Here is a 12,672-nt window from a genome sequence, read left to right as displayed (position 1 = left end):
ATTAGGGTTAACGCTCTATTGCTGAAGCCGTATTCGTTCGTTCCGGTCGGCTTCGTGAGTAAAGTTGCCATGCGCCAGCTGTCTTGTCTCGCCCGGTTTCTCGCATCCGCGGCCGTGACCGCGGCCCTGGCAACGGCGCTTGCCGGCTGCCAGACCGCCGGGATGTCCGGCATCACCGGCGCGCTCGGCGCGCGGGCCGAGGCGCCGGCCGATCCGAACCGCGTCGCCGAGATCGCCGGCGAGCGCTATCGCGCCAATCCCAAGGATGCCGGCGCCGCTCTCGCTTATGGCCAGGCGCTGCGCGCCATCGGCCAGCGCGCTCAGGCGGTGGCGATGCTGGAGAAGGCATCGCTGGCCAATCCCAGCAACAAGACCGTGCTCGCTGCCTATGGCCGCGCGCTCGCCGACAACGGCAATTTCAAAGCGGCGTTCGACACGCTGACTCATGCGCATAGTCCGGACAACCCGGATTGGCGAATTTTGTCGGTACAGGGCACGGCGCTCGATCAGCTCGGCCGCAGCGACGAAGCGCGGCGCTATTACGCCAGCGCGTTGAAGCTTGCGCCGGGCGAGCCTTCCGTGCTCTCCAATCTCGGCCTGTCCTACATGCTCACCAAGGAATTGCCGAAAGCGGAGGAGTCGCTGCGGCAGGCCTATGCCAACGGCCGTGCCGATGCGCGGGTGCGGCAGAATCTGGCGCTGGTCGTCGGATTGCAAGGCCGCTTCGCCGAGGCGGAAAGCATCGTGCAGGCTGATCTCCCGCCGGAGGAGGCGGCCGCCAACGTCGCCTATCTCAAGCAGATGCTGGACGGCAAGACCGACACCCGCGGTCGCGGCCGTGGCGTATTGGCCTCCGGCCACTGATCATCACATCCGGGATCACGGGTCCAAAGGTCGCGGTTACGGTTCCGAGGGGCGCCGCAACCTGATCGCGCTACGCCGCGCCGTGCGGCGCGGCGATCACTGCATGGCCGAAACCCTGATCCCGGTCGGCCCGAGGATCACGACGAACAGAACCGGCAGGAAGAACACGATCATCGGCACCGTCAGCTTCGGCGGCAGCGCGGCGGCCTTCTTCTCGGCCTCGTTCATGCGCATGTCGCGATTTTCCTGCGCCATCACGCGGAGGCTCTGGCTGAGCGGCGTGCCGTAGCGTTCCGATTGCTGCAGCGCCAGGCAGACCGACTTGACGCCCTCGAGGCCGGTGCGGATCGCGAGGTTTTCGTAGGCCTGCTTGCGGTCGGGCAGATAGGACAGCTCCGCCGTCGTCAGCGTCAGCTCCTCCGCCAGCGGGATCGACTGCGTGCCGATTTCGATCGAGACCTTGCGGAATGCGGCTTCGATCGACATGCCGGACTCGATGCAGATCAGTAGCAGGTCAAGCGCGTCGGGAAAGGCGCGCTTGATCGAGAGTTGGCGCTTGCTGATGGCGTTCTTCAGGAACAGCATCGGCGCCTGCATACCGAGAAACACGCCGGCGATGCACATGCCGATCTTGATCGAGGTCGATTGCTGCATGTTCGACAGCAGGAAGACGTAGAGGGCCGATGCGATGCCGAACGCGATCGGCATCACCATGCGGAAGAAAAGGAAGGTGACATAGGGCGCCTGGCCGCGATAGCCGGCCATCACCAGCTTGTCGCGTGCGGTTTCCTGGGCGACCCATTTGCCGAGGTTGAGATCCTCGACGACCTTGGCGACGAACTGCTTCGGCGCTTGCCGCAGCGACACACGTTCGGCCTTCGCTATACGGTCGCGCTCGCGCTGGCGGATCCGCTCACGCTCGCTGCCGACCGCCTTCATGCGCTTGGCCAACGTCTCGCCGACGAACAGCGGTATGACCAGCGTGTAGACCGTGGCGCTGGCGGCGATCGCCGCCAGAAACATGGTCATGAAGCGGGCGTCGTGCAGCTTCGCAACGAGAAAATCGATCATGCGTCACCTCGTCAGAAGTCGAAATTGATCATCTTCTTCATCACCAGAATTCCCGCCGCCATCCACACCACGCAGCCGGCCAGCATCAGGCGGCCGGTCGGATGTGTCCACAGCAGCGCGATGTAGTCGGGCGTCGACATGTAGACCAGCAGCATCACGATCGGCGGCAACGAGCCGATGATCGCCGCCGAGGCCTTCGCCTCCATCGACATCGCCTGGATTTTCTCGGCCATCCGCTTGCGATCGCGCAGCACCTTCGACAAATTGCCGAGCGCTTCCGACAGATTGCCGCCGGATTTCTGCTGGATCGCGATGACGATGCCGAAGAAGTTGGCCTCCGGCACGGGCATCCGGTCATAGAGGCGCGCGCAGGCTTCGCCGATCGGCATGCCGATCGTCTGGGTCTCGATGATGGCGTTGAACTCGGTCTTCAGAGGCTCCGGCGAGTCCGCCGCCACCACCTTGATCGAGTCGAACAGCGGCAGGCCGGCCTTGATGCCGCGCACGATCACGTCGACGGCGTCGGGCAGGGCGTTGAGGAATCGCTTTTCCCGACGCTTCTTCAGGAAGCCGAGCATCCAGCGGGGCAGGCCGAAGCCGGCGGCGAAGGCGAGCCCCGCCGCCGCCGTCAGTCCGCCGCCGAACAGCATGGTCACGGCGAACACGAACACGCCGAGCACCGCCGAAATTGTGATGAATTTCTTCGGTGTCCAGTCGAGCCCCGCCTGGGTCAGCCGCGTGCTCAGTGCGACGTTCTTCTGCTTCTGTTTGCGCGCCTCGATGTCCCGCAGCGATCCTTCGACCTGCTCGCGGCGCGAGCGCTGCGTTCTTTCGACCTGCCGCACGGCGGGCGTCACGCGCGCGACCGATGAGCGGCGCTTTTCGGCCTGCTTTTCGCCGGACAACATCGGATAGAGGAAAACCCACGCCAGCCCGCCGACGGCCACGGCGGCAAAGAACCCGAGCGAGAGCGCTTGCATCTGCATGGTCTCCGCTCCTTTTAGACGTCGACTTCGATTTCGGCGGCGTCGAGCGCCGCGGCGAGCCGCTTCTCCTCGCCGTAGTAACGCGCGCGCTCCCAGAATTTGGGGCGCCCGATGCCGGTGGAGCGATGGCGGCCGATGATGTTGCCGTTCACGTCCTCACCGACCATGTCGTAGATGAACAAATCCTGGGTGATGATGGTGTCGCCTTCCATCCCGATCACTTCGGTGATGTGGGTGATGCGGCGCGAACCGTCGCGCAGGCGCGCGGCCTGGATCACCACATCGATCGAGGCGCAGATCATCTCGCGGATGGTGCGCGAGGGCAGCGAGAAGCCGCCCATCGTGATCATCGATTCGCATCGTGACAGCGCCTCGCGCGGGTTGTTGGCGTGCAGCGTGCCCATCGAGCCGTCGTGGCCGGTGTTCATCGCCTGCAACAGGTCGAACGCCTCGGGTCCGCGGACTTCGCCGACGATGATCCGCTCCGGCCGCATACGCAGGCAGTTGCGCACCAGTTCGCGCATCGTGACCTGACCTTCGCCTTCGATGTTCGGCGGACGGGTTTCGAGGCGGACCACGTGCGGCTGCTGCAGTTGCAGTTCGGCCGCGTCTTCGCAGGTGATGATGCGTTCGTCGTCGTCGATATACTGGGTGAGGCAGTTCAGCAGTGTGGTCTTGCCGGAGCCGGTGCCGCCGGAGATCAGCACGTTGGCGCGGCAGCGGCCGATGATCTGCAGGATCTGCGCTCCCTCCGGCGTGATCGCGCCGAACTTGACCAGTTGGTCGAGCGTCAGCTTGTCCTTCTTGAACTTACGAATGGTGAGTGCGGGGCCGTCGATCGCCAGCGGCGGAACGATGGCGTTGACGCGGCTGCCGTCGGCGAGGCGAGCGTCGCAGATCGGCGAGGATTCGTCGACGCGCCGGCCGACCTGGCTGACGATCCGCTGGCAGATGTTGAGGAGCTGCTGGTTGTCGCGGAAGCGGATGCCGGTGCGCTGGATCCGGCCCGCGACTTCGATATAGACCGTGCCGGACCCGTTGACCATGATGTCGGAGATGTCGTCTCGCGACAGCAGCGGTTCGAGCGGTCCATAGCCGAGCACGTCGTTGCAGATGTCGTCGAGCAGCTCTTCCTGCTCGGCGATCGACATCACGATGTTCTTGATCGCGATGATTTCGTTGACGATGTCGCGGATTTCCTCGCGCGCCGATTCAGCGTCGAGCTTGGCGAGCTGCGCCAGATCGATCGCCTCGATCAGCGCGCCGAAGATCGTCGCCTTGACCTGGTAATAGACATCGGAACGGCGCGCCTCGATCGGCGGAGGCGCGGCGCGGGCCGGCGCGAGCGGAGGCGACGCCACCTTCGCGGAGGGCTCGGGCGCGCGCGCCGCCGGCTCCGGAGCCGGACCGGCCGGCTTCGGAATACGGACCTCTTGATCTGAACCGCTACGCTTACCGAACACGACGTTACTCCAGTGGGCGACTTATCTGGCCCGCAGCTTCTCCAGAATCGGCGACAGGAAGCCGCCTTTCGGCTTCTTGGCTTCACCGCGTCCCGTCAGTCGCTGGGCGATCTGCAGGAACATCTCGGTGGTCTTGTGAGACGCCGCGATCTCCGCGATCATCTGCCCGTTATTGGCGGCCGAACCGAACATCTGCGGATCGAACGGGATGCTGACGATCGGCTGACTCTCGATCGCCTTGGCGAACTCGCTGGCATTGATCTCGGGCCGCTTCGGCACGCCGACCTGGTTCAGGCAGTATAACGGCGGTCGATCGTTCGGCCGCGACGCCTTCAGCAGATCGTACAGATTCTTGGCATTGCGCAAATTGGCGAGGTCCGGCGCGGCGACGATCAGGATGTCGTCGGCGTTGATCAGCGCGCGTTTCGCCCAACCGGTCCATTGATGCGGCACGTCGAGCACGATGCAGGGCATCGTCGCGCGTAGCGTGTCGAAGATCGAGTCGAACGCGTCGGCGCCGAAATCATAGACCCGATCGAGCGTCGCCGGCGCGGCCAGCAGGCTGAGATGATCGGTGCATTTCGACAGCAGACGATCGACGAAGGCGGTGTCGACGCGGTCCGGCGAGAACACCGCCTCGGCGATGCCCTGCGGCGGGTCCTGGTTGTAGTCGAGGCCGGCGGTGCCGAAAGCGAGATCGAGGTCGGCGACGACGGAGTCGAGCGCCAGGTCGCGAGCAATCGCCCAGGCGACGTTATGCGCGATGGTGGACGCGCCGACACCGCCCTTGGCGCCGACGACCGCGATGATGCGGCCGACCGCCTTGGCTTCCGCCGAGGAGAACAGATTGCAGATCGAGCGCACGACGTCGATCGGATCGACCGGCGCGATCGCGTAGTCGCTGACGCCGCGGCGAACCAGCTCGCGATACAGCGTGACGTCGTTGACCTTGCCGATCACGATGACGCGGGTTCCCGGGTCGCAGACCGTGGCGAGCTGATCGAGGCCGGCGAGTACGTCGTTGCGCGGATCGGTCTCGAGGATGATGACGTTCGGGGTCGGCGCCGAGCGATAGGCTTCGATCGCCGCGATCATGCCGCCCATCTGGATCTTCAGATGCGCCTTGGTGAGACGGCGGTCTTCGCCGGCGGCCTGCACGGCCGCCGCGGTCTCGACCGATTCGCAGAACGCCTGCACTGATACACGCGGCGCCGGCGCGATGTGCTCGTCCTGCGTCGTGGCGGACGACGAGGCGCCGGCCGCGGGCTCTTCCTGGTTCTGGCGTGCGTAGCTGATCATGGTCCGACGTTACTCACTTTAGCCTTGTCGGTAGACTCGGGCTTGGTGGTCCGATAGGCCTCGAAGGTGGTCGCACGCCGCGCGGCGTAAGGCGGCGTCTCCGGACGCGGCTGCACCAGATCCGACGGATTCTCGACCATGGCTGCGAGGTTGCGCTGGTAGGCGCAGCCGAAATTCCAGTAAGGCTTGTTGTCCAGATAGCCCTTGTTCTTGATCGACGGGCCGATGTCCTCGGGCCACAGCCCGCAGGGGCCGGCGACGGCGGAGACTTTCGGGTAGATCAGGCGGATCGCCGCGAAGGCGCGCGGATCGGTCGGACGATAGGGCTTGACGATGACACCCCGCTGCGGCACGCCGCCGGCGGCCAGCAGCGACTGGATCTCCCGCAGCGTTTCCCCGGCGGCGCGCGCGTTCGGCGTATCCGCGGGTACTTCGGCGATGATCGAGCCGGTGCCTTCGCGCAGCCAACCTTGTCCGAACGCGGCGACGTCGGCGCGCTGCGTCGTCGTCAGGCCGCCGCGGCCGTTGCCGACGAACACCACGATGGTGTGATCGCCTTCCTGGATCGCGATGGGGTGGCGCTGTCGGTAGTCGGTTGAAATGCTCGCGGTCACGTCGTCGCCGGCGCCGCGGGTGTGGGTGCAGGCGCCCAGCGACAGCGACACACAGGTCAACGCGGCCCCGAAGACGAAGCCGCGGGTTGCGCGGGCGGGTTTCATGGATGTCATCGTGCTGTCCTCGTCCCGCTCAGTCGGTGATAAAGCCGAACCGGCCCCGGTAGGTTTGTGCGGGCCCGGTGCGTCCGGGGACGCCGTAGATCCGGTTGATATTGCCGAGCAGATCCGACTGTGGATCGGAGGCGTCGGCGAAGCCGTCGTCGGGCCGCGACAGATCCTTCTGCGCCACCGCGCGCACCACATAGGGCGTCACCATCACCATCAGTTCGGTCTGCCGGTTGATGTAGTCGCGGCTGCGGAACAGGGTGCCGAGGATCGGCAATTGGGTCATGCCGGGCAGGCCGTTGATCGCCTGCTTGGTCTGTTCCTGGATCAAACCGGCCATCGCCAGCGAACCGCCGGACGGGATTTCCACGGTGCTTTCGATACGGCGGGTCTTGATCGAGGGCACCGACAGGCCGCCGATGACGATCGAGTTGTCGCTCGAGACCTCGGAGACCTCGGTCGAGACCTTCAGGCTGATCCGGCCCTCGGTCAGAACCACCGGGGTGAAGTTGAGCAGAACACCGAATTTCTTGAACGTCACCGACGGCGTGCAGAGGCTGTTGGTGCAGGTCACGCCGCTCGGCACTGGAAACTCGCCGCCGGCGAGGAAGCTCGCCGGCTCGCCGGAGATCGCCGTGAGGTTCGGTTCGGCCAGCGTCCGCACGACCCCGGCACTCTCCATCGCGCGCAGCGTCGCTGACACCGACGGCCCCGAGCCGAATGACGTCGTCAGCGCGTTGTTCGCCACCAGCGGCCCACCGGATTGGGTGAACGGATTGGTGTTGCTGAACTTCACCACGGACGTGCCGTAGTTCATGCTGGCGGTCAGATCGACGCCGAGCTGCTTGACGATGTCGCGCTGCACCTCGGCCACGGTGATCTTCAGCATCACCTGGTCGCGGCCGCGGACCGCGATGTTGTTGACCACCTTGCTCGCGTCGCCTGCGAGCCGCGCGGCGAGATCAGCGGCCTGCTGCGCCTCGATCGGCGTCGACACCGAACCCATCAGCATCACGCCGTCGCCGAGGCCCTCGACCTGGATGTCCGCATTGGGGATCGACTGCCGCAGCGCGGTGCGGATGCCGTTGAGGTCACGGGTCACCGCGATGTCGTAGGCGGCGATCTGCTGGCCGGTGGAGTCGAAGAACACGATGTTGGTCTGGCCGACGGCGGCGCCGATGATGTAGGCGCGCTGCGCCGAACGCACCACCGCGTTGGCGATCTTCGGATCGGCGACGAGCACATCCTTGATGTCGCGCGGCAGGTCGATCACGACCGACTTGCCGATTCCCAGCGCGAGCGGCCGCGCGTTGAGGCCGGAGTTGCCCATTCGAGCCGGCGTTTCGCGATAGTCGCTGGCCTGTACCGGCGCAAAGGTCGGAAACAGCGTCAGCGCGACGACGGCGGACAACGCCATCGCCGTGCCCTTCAGAGTCCGAATGAATCGGTGATTGGCGCCGTAGCTCATATCCGACCTCTGATCACTTCTGCATCGTCGTTGGCGTGGACACGCCGTAGCGAACGACGTTGACGCTGTCGCGTTTGCCCCCGATCTCCTCGGTGGCGGTCGGAGCGTTGGCATCGACGAGGCTGCGAAGCGCGAGCGACAGCGTGCCGCTCTGCCGCGCGCGCGCCAGGAATTCCGCCTGTTCGGGCTTCAGTTCGAGCGTGGCGGTCTTGCCGACCACGACCTTTTGCCCGTTCTTCTCCTCGATCGCCTGATCGATGGCGAGAACACGCACGTTGCTCAGGATGATCTCGGAATTGACCACGTCGCCGCCGCCGCCGGCGCGGTCGGGATTCTTGTCGCGCTTCGACAGAATGACGTCGACCCTGTCGTTGGGCAGGATGAAGCCGCCTGCGCCGGTCTCCGGCGAGATCTCAGTCGAGACCGCCCGCATTCCGGTCGGAAGGATCGCAGCCATGAAGCCGGAGCCGTTCGCCTTGACCAGCTTCTGTTCGCGGATCGGCTCGCCGGCGATGAATTGCGAACGCGCGATCGAACCGGCCAGCTGCGTGGTCGCTTCGGGGCGCTCGTTGCGGCGAATGAAGTTGGCGCTCGCGGTCGCTGCCGGCCAGGTCTGCCACTGCATGTCGCCGGGCCCGACCGGCTGGCCGAGCGGAATATCGGATTTCGCAACCAGCACTTCGACGGTCGGCAATTCTGCGACGGGCGCGGCCGGACCTGCGGCCTCCTGGTTGCCGCCGCCACTCGCCAGATAGGCGGCAACGGCGCCAGCGCCGATAGCAATGGTCAGGACGACGATGCGCGCGGTGTTCATACGCTTTACTTCCCGGATCACTCGGCGATACACCCCGCCGCAGTACCGGGAGTTGAACAGCTATTCGTCAAAGCATGGTTAATGAGGCGTATCTAAATCGCGTTAACGCGTTGTTTCTCGCGCCTCAATGCGCTGCAAACCGCGCCAGATCGACCGCCTGAATCCATTCGGTCTGCGGATAAACCGCAAGGGCGCCCATCGCCAGCGCAATGCCGTAGGGGATGCCCGTCTCCTTGGCGTGGAGACGCATCAGCCAGCCTTGGCCGGCGAGCTGGTAAGGCAGCGGCCATTGCCGGAAGCTCAGCAGCAGCAGCGTCAGCGCGCCGCCGAACAGCGAGGCATAGACCAGATAGTCGAGCAGATGGCCGAAGCCGAACCACAGCGCCGCGGCCGCCGCGACCTTGGCGTCGCCGCCGCCGACCCAGCCCATCGCGAAGCATCCGAACGCGACCGCGAGCACGGCGAGGCCTGCGCCGAAATGGGACGCGATCTCATAGAGGCCCATTCCGGTGAGCGGGGCGAGCACGATGAACCCCGCCACCAGCAGCAGCGAGACCCGGTTGGAAATCGTCATGGTGAACAGATCGCTCGCCGCCGCGAAAGCCATCAGGGCCGGGAACAGCGACAAGCGCAAGAGGTCAGCGACCATGATCGAATCTCGCCGGGACGGTGGGCAAATCTGATGCGAATGCGGCGGTCAGCTTAGCCGGCAGAAGTGAACGATCGGAAAACGCGGACGGCCGTTCACCAGATCATCGCGAGACGGGCCGCAATCGCCAGGATGCCGAGCGCAAGCGCTGCGCAGACGGCCTGTCGGGCCGCGAGCTCCGGAATTTCAGGTCTGGTCGCGTCGGCCGCCGAAGCAGGATCGAGTTTACGCATGACAGGATTCTCGGATCAGTCGCGATCGACGGCCGCCACGGGAATCAAAAAAGGCCCCGGTTCGCCGAGGCCTTGATTGAAGGCTTAAACGCCGCTTACTTGAGCGAAGTCGTGACGCTGCCGAAGCGGGTGTTCAGGGCGGTGCCGAGGCCGTTGACGGCGGCAATGATGGCCAGCGCGATGCCGGCGGCGATCGGACCGTACTCGATCGCGGTGGCGCCGGACTCGTCCTTAACGAAACGTGCGAGGATGTTCTTCATCGGGGTAGCTCCATGTACACGTGGCTGTCGAACTAACTGTGGTCTTGGCGGCGTTCTCAGCACCGTGACCATGGCGTCACCCTAAGGTCGGGAAATTGCAGCGCAGTTAATTCGATTGCTGAAACACGGGGGCAACGGCCACTTCTTGGGTACGGTAAATGCGGGATTAAACTGCTGAAAACTCTACCGATCGCGGCAATCAGTTACCAATCCTGATCATGTTTCGAGCGAGTTGCGCCGTGATCGGACAGGCTGTCTCGAATTCGATGGTCTGTGTTTGCGGTTCATTCATCAATTAACGGCACCTTTGCCATGTCGGGCGCCGGCTCCGCTGCGTATCTGCTTTTGCCGGCCTGTTGATGCCCCGGAGTAAAGTATGTTGATCCGCCCCTCGCGCCCGGTGCGCGCAGCGCTCGTTGTCTCTTCATTCGTGATCGGTCTGATGTCGTCGGCCGCGATGGCGGCGGGCGAAGACACGGTTTCCGTCAATGTCGATCAGGCCAAGCTGATCAGGCTGCCGCAGAACATCTCGACGCTGGTGGTTGGCAATCCGCTGATTGCCGATGTCACGTTGCAGCCCGGCGGCATGGTCGTGGTCACCGGAAAGGGATATGGCGCGACCAATGTGATCGCGATGGATCGCAGGATCGCAAGGGAGCGGTGATTGCCGACCGGCTGATCCAGGTCGAAGGCCCGATGGATAACGTCGTCACGGTGTATCGAGGCGTCGAACGCGAGTCCTATAGCTGTATGCCCGTATGCCAGCGCCGGATCACGCTCGGCGACTCGGAGGGCTACTTCAAATCGACGATTGATCAAGCCGGCACGCTCAACACCCAGGCGACGGGCGCGGCCGCCAAGGGCAACTGACAAGCCGTCGGTCCTCACGGGGCTCGGCGTCGGCGCACGGTTGCGCGCCGGGGGCGGTGCCGCGTTGCATCATGGTTAACCCGACGTCAACGGCGCGAGTGACTTTGTTTCGATCCGGCGAAACACTTCCACAATCAGTTTCGATTAGGTTTCCGGCGAGAGAAACCCGCTTGGTGCCGAGAACCCGCCAATGATGTCGTTGTTTGTTTCGCGCGCTGCGGTTTTGATGCGCCGGTTCGGCCGCAACCGACGAGGATCAGCGGCGATCGAGTTCGCGCTGATCGCGCCGATCTTCTTCGGCCTGTTGTTCGCGATCATCGAAGTCGCGCTGATGTTCTTTGCCGGCCAGGTGCTGGAGACCGCGGTACAGGACTCTGCGCGATTGATCCTCACCGGACAGGCGCAGGGCGGTTCCTTTTCGCAGTCCAAGTTTCGCGACGATGTCTGCGGCCGGCTCGGTGGATTGTTCACTTGCAGCGGTGTCTTCGTCGACGTGCAGAGCTACGGAACTGACTTCTCGAAAGTGGACATATCGCCGCCGATCGACGCCAACAAGAATTTCGTCGACAACATGAAGTACGCCCCCGGACAGGCCGGCGACGTCGTAGTGGTGCGCGCGTTTTATCAATGGCCGCTGTTCGTCACCGGGCTCGGCTACAACGTTGCCAATCTGTCCGGCAGCAAGCGGCTGCTGACCGCGACGGCGGCTTTCCGCAACGAGCCTTACAGCAATTAGGATCGACGATGAGAGCGCTGGTAAAGATCTGGGTCGATGCGCGCCGCTGCGGCGAGCGGCTGGCGAGAGACCGCAGCGGCCTTGCGGCGACGGAATTCGCCTTCATCGTCCCGCTGATGTTGCTGATGTTCTTCGCCACGGTCGAAATTTCCACGTGGGTGGCGGTCGACCGCAAGGTGACGCTGGTGTCCCGCACCCTGTCGGACCTTGTATCGCAGGCGACCTCGGTCACGGACAAAGATTTGCCGAACGTGTTCCTGGCGAGCTATGGCGTGCTGGCGCCCTATCCGACGGATACGGCGGAGGCGACGATTTCCGAAATCTACGTGAACCAGGCCGGCGTGGCCAAGGTGCAATGGAGCAAGACAGCGACCGTTGCGCAGAGCGGCGGCAACCCTACCGCTAAGTTCGCCGCACCGAAGCGCAAGCCGGGCGATACGTTGACGACCCTTCCGGACGGGCTCAAGGTCAAGGACACCTATCTGATCCTGAGCGAAGTGAACTATCAGTATACGCCTGCGGTCGGTTATTTTTTGGCGAAAACCGGAGTCAAGCTGGCCGATGAATCGTACACCCGGCCGCGCCAGTCGCTCTGCGTCCTGTACGACACCCAAATTTGTCCGACGTTATGATCTGATGGAAGTGGGTTTGCGCCGCTGCGCGATTGCGCCGGTCGAGTCGTCTCGGCATCAGATGCGCTGATCTGGCATCAGAAACAAAAAAAGGCCGCGCTGTCGGCGCGGCCTCGGTATCCTCAACCAGACGATCTGCTTAGCTGGCAGCGCGCAGATTGTCGGCGGACGACTTGCCAGAACGGCGATCGGCGACGATTTCGTAGCTGATCTTCTGGCCTTCGCGCAGCGTGCCGAGGCCCGCGCGCTCGACGGCGCTGATGTGAACGAACACGTCGTTGCCGCCATCATCCGGCTGGATGAAGCCGTAGCCCTTGGTCGCGTTGAACCACTTCACGGTTCCCATGCTCACGGGGGTAGTCCCTTCTCAATATAGACACGGTCGGAGCCCACTTGGTTGCCAGGCGGGCTGGTGAGATCGAATTTTTGGAAGGGTCGTCAGCGTCTGAACCGGCTGTACCGGTAGTAGCTAATGTCGTCCGGCCGAAAATCGATTAACCGATATTATGCGAAGCCTGCGCTCAAAACAATCCTGACATGCGTGATTTTTTGGACGGGGGGCGGGTCCGCAACTTGACGGAGGGCGCTTTGCCGTGGAACGGCAA

The 12,672-nt window shown here is 64.1% G+C and carries 14 protein-coding genes and 1 pseudogene; 4 read left to right on the top strand and 11 right to left on the bottom strand.

The window, feature by feature from the left end; translation table 11 throughout:
- The first annotated feature begins 69 nt into the window (after positions 1–69).
- The gene (locus tag BMY71_RS07815) at positions 70–864 is read left to right on the top strand and encodes a tetratricopeptide repeat protein (RefSeq protein ID WP_092683153.1); all 795 of its coding nucleotides are present in this window, start codon (positions 70–72) and stop codon (positions 862–864) included.
- A gap of 96 nt (positions 865–960) precedes the next feature.
- Here the strand turns inward: BMY71_RS07815 and BMY71_RS07810 are convergent, their stop codons facing one another.
- The 10 genes from BMY71_RS07810 to BMY71_RS07770 form a co-directional block, all read right to left on the bottom strand.
- A complete protein-coding gene (locus tag BMY71_RS07810) occupies positions 961–1,935 on the bottom strand; it encodes a type II secretion system F family protein (protein ID WP_011503914.1) in 975 nt (324 codons plus the stop codon).
- 11 nt (positions 1,936–1,946) lie between these two features.
- Positions 1,947–2,921 carry a type II secretion system F family protein gene (locus BMY71_RS07805; RefSeq protein WP_011503913.1) on the bottom strand — a complete coding sequence of 325 codons (975 nt, stop codon included), beginning with the start codon at positions 2,919–2,921 and terminating at the stop codon, positions 1,947–1,949.
- A gap of 14 nt (positions 2,922–2,935) precedes the next feature.
- The gene (locus BMY71_RS07800; RefSeq protein WP_011503912.1) at positions 2,936–4,384 is read right to left on the bottom strand and encodes a TadA family conjugal transfer-associated ATPase; all 1,449 of its coding nucleotides are present in this window, start codon (positions 4,382–4,384) and stop codon (positions 2,936–2,938) included.
- Positions 4,385–4,405: 21 nt separating this feature from the next.
- Positions 4,406–5,683, bottom strand: a complete 1,278-nt coding sequence (locus BMY71_RS07795) for a CpaE/TadZ family protein (RefSeq protein ID WP_092682878.1) — start codon at positions 5,681–5,683, stop codon at positions 4,406–4,408.
- Positions 5,680–6,411 carry a CpaD family pilus assembly protein gene (locus BMY71_RS07790; RefSeq protein ID WP_092682876.1) on the bottom strand — a complete coding sequence of 244 codons (732 nt, stop codon included), beginning with the start codon at positions 6,409–6,411 and terminating at the stop codon, positions 5,680–5,682. The genes BMY71_RS07795 and BMY71_RS07790 overlap by 4 nt, the downstream gene beginning before the upstream one ends.
- Before the next feature lie 19 nt (positions 6,412–6,430).
- Positions 6,431–7,873 carry a type II and III secretion system protein family protein gene (locus BMY71_RS07785; protein ID WP_092682874.1) on the bottom strand — a complete coding sequence of 481 codons (1,443 nt, stop codon included), beginning with the start codon at positions 7,871–7,873 and terminating at the stop codon, positions 6,431–6,433.
- 13 nt (positions 7,874–7,886) lie between these two features.
- Positions 7,887–8,687, bottom strand: coding sequence for a Flp pilus assembly protein CpaB (cpaB, locus tag BMY71_RS07780; protein WP_092682872.1), 801 nt, complete (start codon positions 8,685–8,687; stop codon positions 7,887–7,889).
- A 124-nt stretch (positions 8,688–8,811) separates the two neighbouring features.
- Positions 8,812–9,336, bottom strand: a complete 525-nt coding sequence (locus BMY71_RS07775) for an A24 family peptidase (protein ID WP_011503907.1) — start codon at positions 9,334–9,336, stop codon at positions 8,812–8,814.
- A 95-nt stretch (positions 9,337–9,431) separates the two neighbouring features.
- Entirely contained in the window at positions 9,432–9,569 is a 138-nt protein-coding gene (locus tag BMY71_RS24855; RefSeq protein ID WP_175557630.1) for a hypothetical protein, read from the bottom strand.
- Between the two features lie 95 nt (positions 9,570–9,664).
- On the bottom strand, positions 9,665–9,829 hold the full coding sequence (locus tag BMY71_RS07770; protein WP_092682870.1) for a Flp family type IVb pilin: 165 nt from the start codon (positions 9,827–9,829) through the stop codon (positions 9,665–9,667).
- A gap of 442 nt (positions 9,830–10,271) precedes the next feature.
- Between BMY71_RS07770 and BMY71_RS07765 the strand changes: the two are divergent.
- The 3 genes and pseudogenes from BMY71_RS07765 (at position 10,272) to BMY71_RS07755 (ending at position 12,067) form a co-directional block, all read left to right on the top strand.
- Positions 10,272–10,699 (top strand): annotated as a pseudogene (locus BMY71_RS07765) (pilus assembly protein N-terminal domain-containing protein).
- A 190-nt stretch (positions 10,700–10,889) separates the two neighbouring features.
- Positions 10,890–11,435, top strand: a complete 546-nt coding sequence (locus BMY71_RS07760) for a TadE/TadG family type IV pilus assembly protein (RefSeq protein WP_092682868.1) — start codon at positions 10,890–10,892, stop codon at positions 11,433–11,435.
- An 8-nt stretch (positions 11,436–11,443) separates the two neighbouring features.
- Complete coding sequence (locus BMY71_RS07755) at positions 11,444–12,067, top strand: TadE/TadG family type IV pilus assembly protein (protein WP_092682866.1); 624 nt, start codon at positions 11,444–11,446, stop codon at positions 12,065–12,067.
- Between the two features lie 139 nt (positions 12,068–12,206).
- Here the strand turns inward: BMY71_RS07755 and BMY71_RS07750 are convergent, their stop codons facing one another.
- A complete protein-coding gene (locus BMY71_RS07750) occupies positions 12,207–12,419 on the bottom strand; it encodes a cold-shock protein (RefSeq protein WP_011440687.1) in 213 nt (70 codons plus the stop codon).
- Positions 12,420–12,672 lie beyond the last annotated feature (253 nt).

This window comes from Rhodopseudomonas pseudopalustris (assembly GCF_900110435.1).
Lineage (GTDB): Bacteria > Pseudomonadota > Alphaproteobacteria > Rhizobiales > Xanthobacteraceae > Rhodopseudomonas > Rhodopseudomonas pseudopalustris.
Note: the sequence above shows the minus strand (reverse complement) of the source record. Positions and strands in the feature narration are given on the sequence as shown.

Bases quoted from the DNA above. Each gene is read 5' to 3' on its own strand.
- BMY71_RS07815 (WP_092683153.1), top strand. From the start codon at position 70: ATGCGCCAGCTGTCTTGTCTCGCCCGGTTTCTCGCATCCGCGGCCGTG.
- BMY71_RS07810 (WP_011503914.1), bottom strand. From the start codon at position 1,935: ATGATCGATTTTCTCGTTGCGAAGCTGCACGACGCCCGCTTCATGACC.
- BMY71_RS07805 (WP_011503913.1), bottom strand. From the start codon at position 2,921: ATGCAGATGCAAGCGCTCTCGCTCGGGTTCTTTGCCGCCGTGGCCGTC.
- BMY71_RS07795 (WP_092682878.1), bottom strand. From the start codon at position 5,683: ATGATCAGCTACGCACGCCAGAACCAGGAAGAGCCCGCGGCCGGCGCC.
- BMY71_RS07790 (WP_092682876.1), bottom strand. From the start codon at position 6,411: ATGACATCCATGAAACCCGCCCGCGCAACCCGCGGCTTCGTCTTCGGG.
- BMY71_RS07785 (WP_092682874.1), bottom strand. From the start codon at position 7,873: ATGAGCTACGGCGCCAATCACCGATTCATTCGGACTCTGAAGGGCACG.
- cpaB (WP_092682872.1), bottom strand. From the start codon at position 8,687: ATGAACACCGCGCGCATCGTCGTCCTGACCATTGCTATCGGCGCTGGC.
- BMY71_RS07775 (WP_011503907.1), bottom strand. From the start codon at position 9,336: ATGGTCGCTGACCTCTTGCGCTTGTCGCTGTTCCCGGCCCTGATGGCT.
- BMY71_RS24855 (WP_175557630.1), bottom strand. From the start codon at position 9,569: ATGCGTAAACTCGATCCTGCTTCGGCGGCCGACGCGACCAGACCTGAA.
- BMY71_RS07770 (WP_092682870.1), bottom strand. From the start codon at position 9,829: ATGAAGAACATCCTCGCACGTTTCGTTAAGGACGAGTCCGGCGCCACC.
- BMY71_RS07760 (WP_092682868.1), top strand. From the start codon at position 10,890: ATGATGTCGTTGTTTGTTTCGCGCGCTGCGGTTTTGATGCGCCGGTTC.
- BMY71_RS07755 (WP_092682866.1), top strand. From the start codon at position 11,444: ATGAGAGCGCTGGTAAAGATCTGGGTCGATGCGCGCCGCTGCGGCGAG.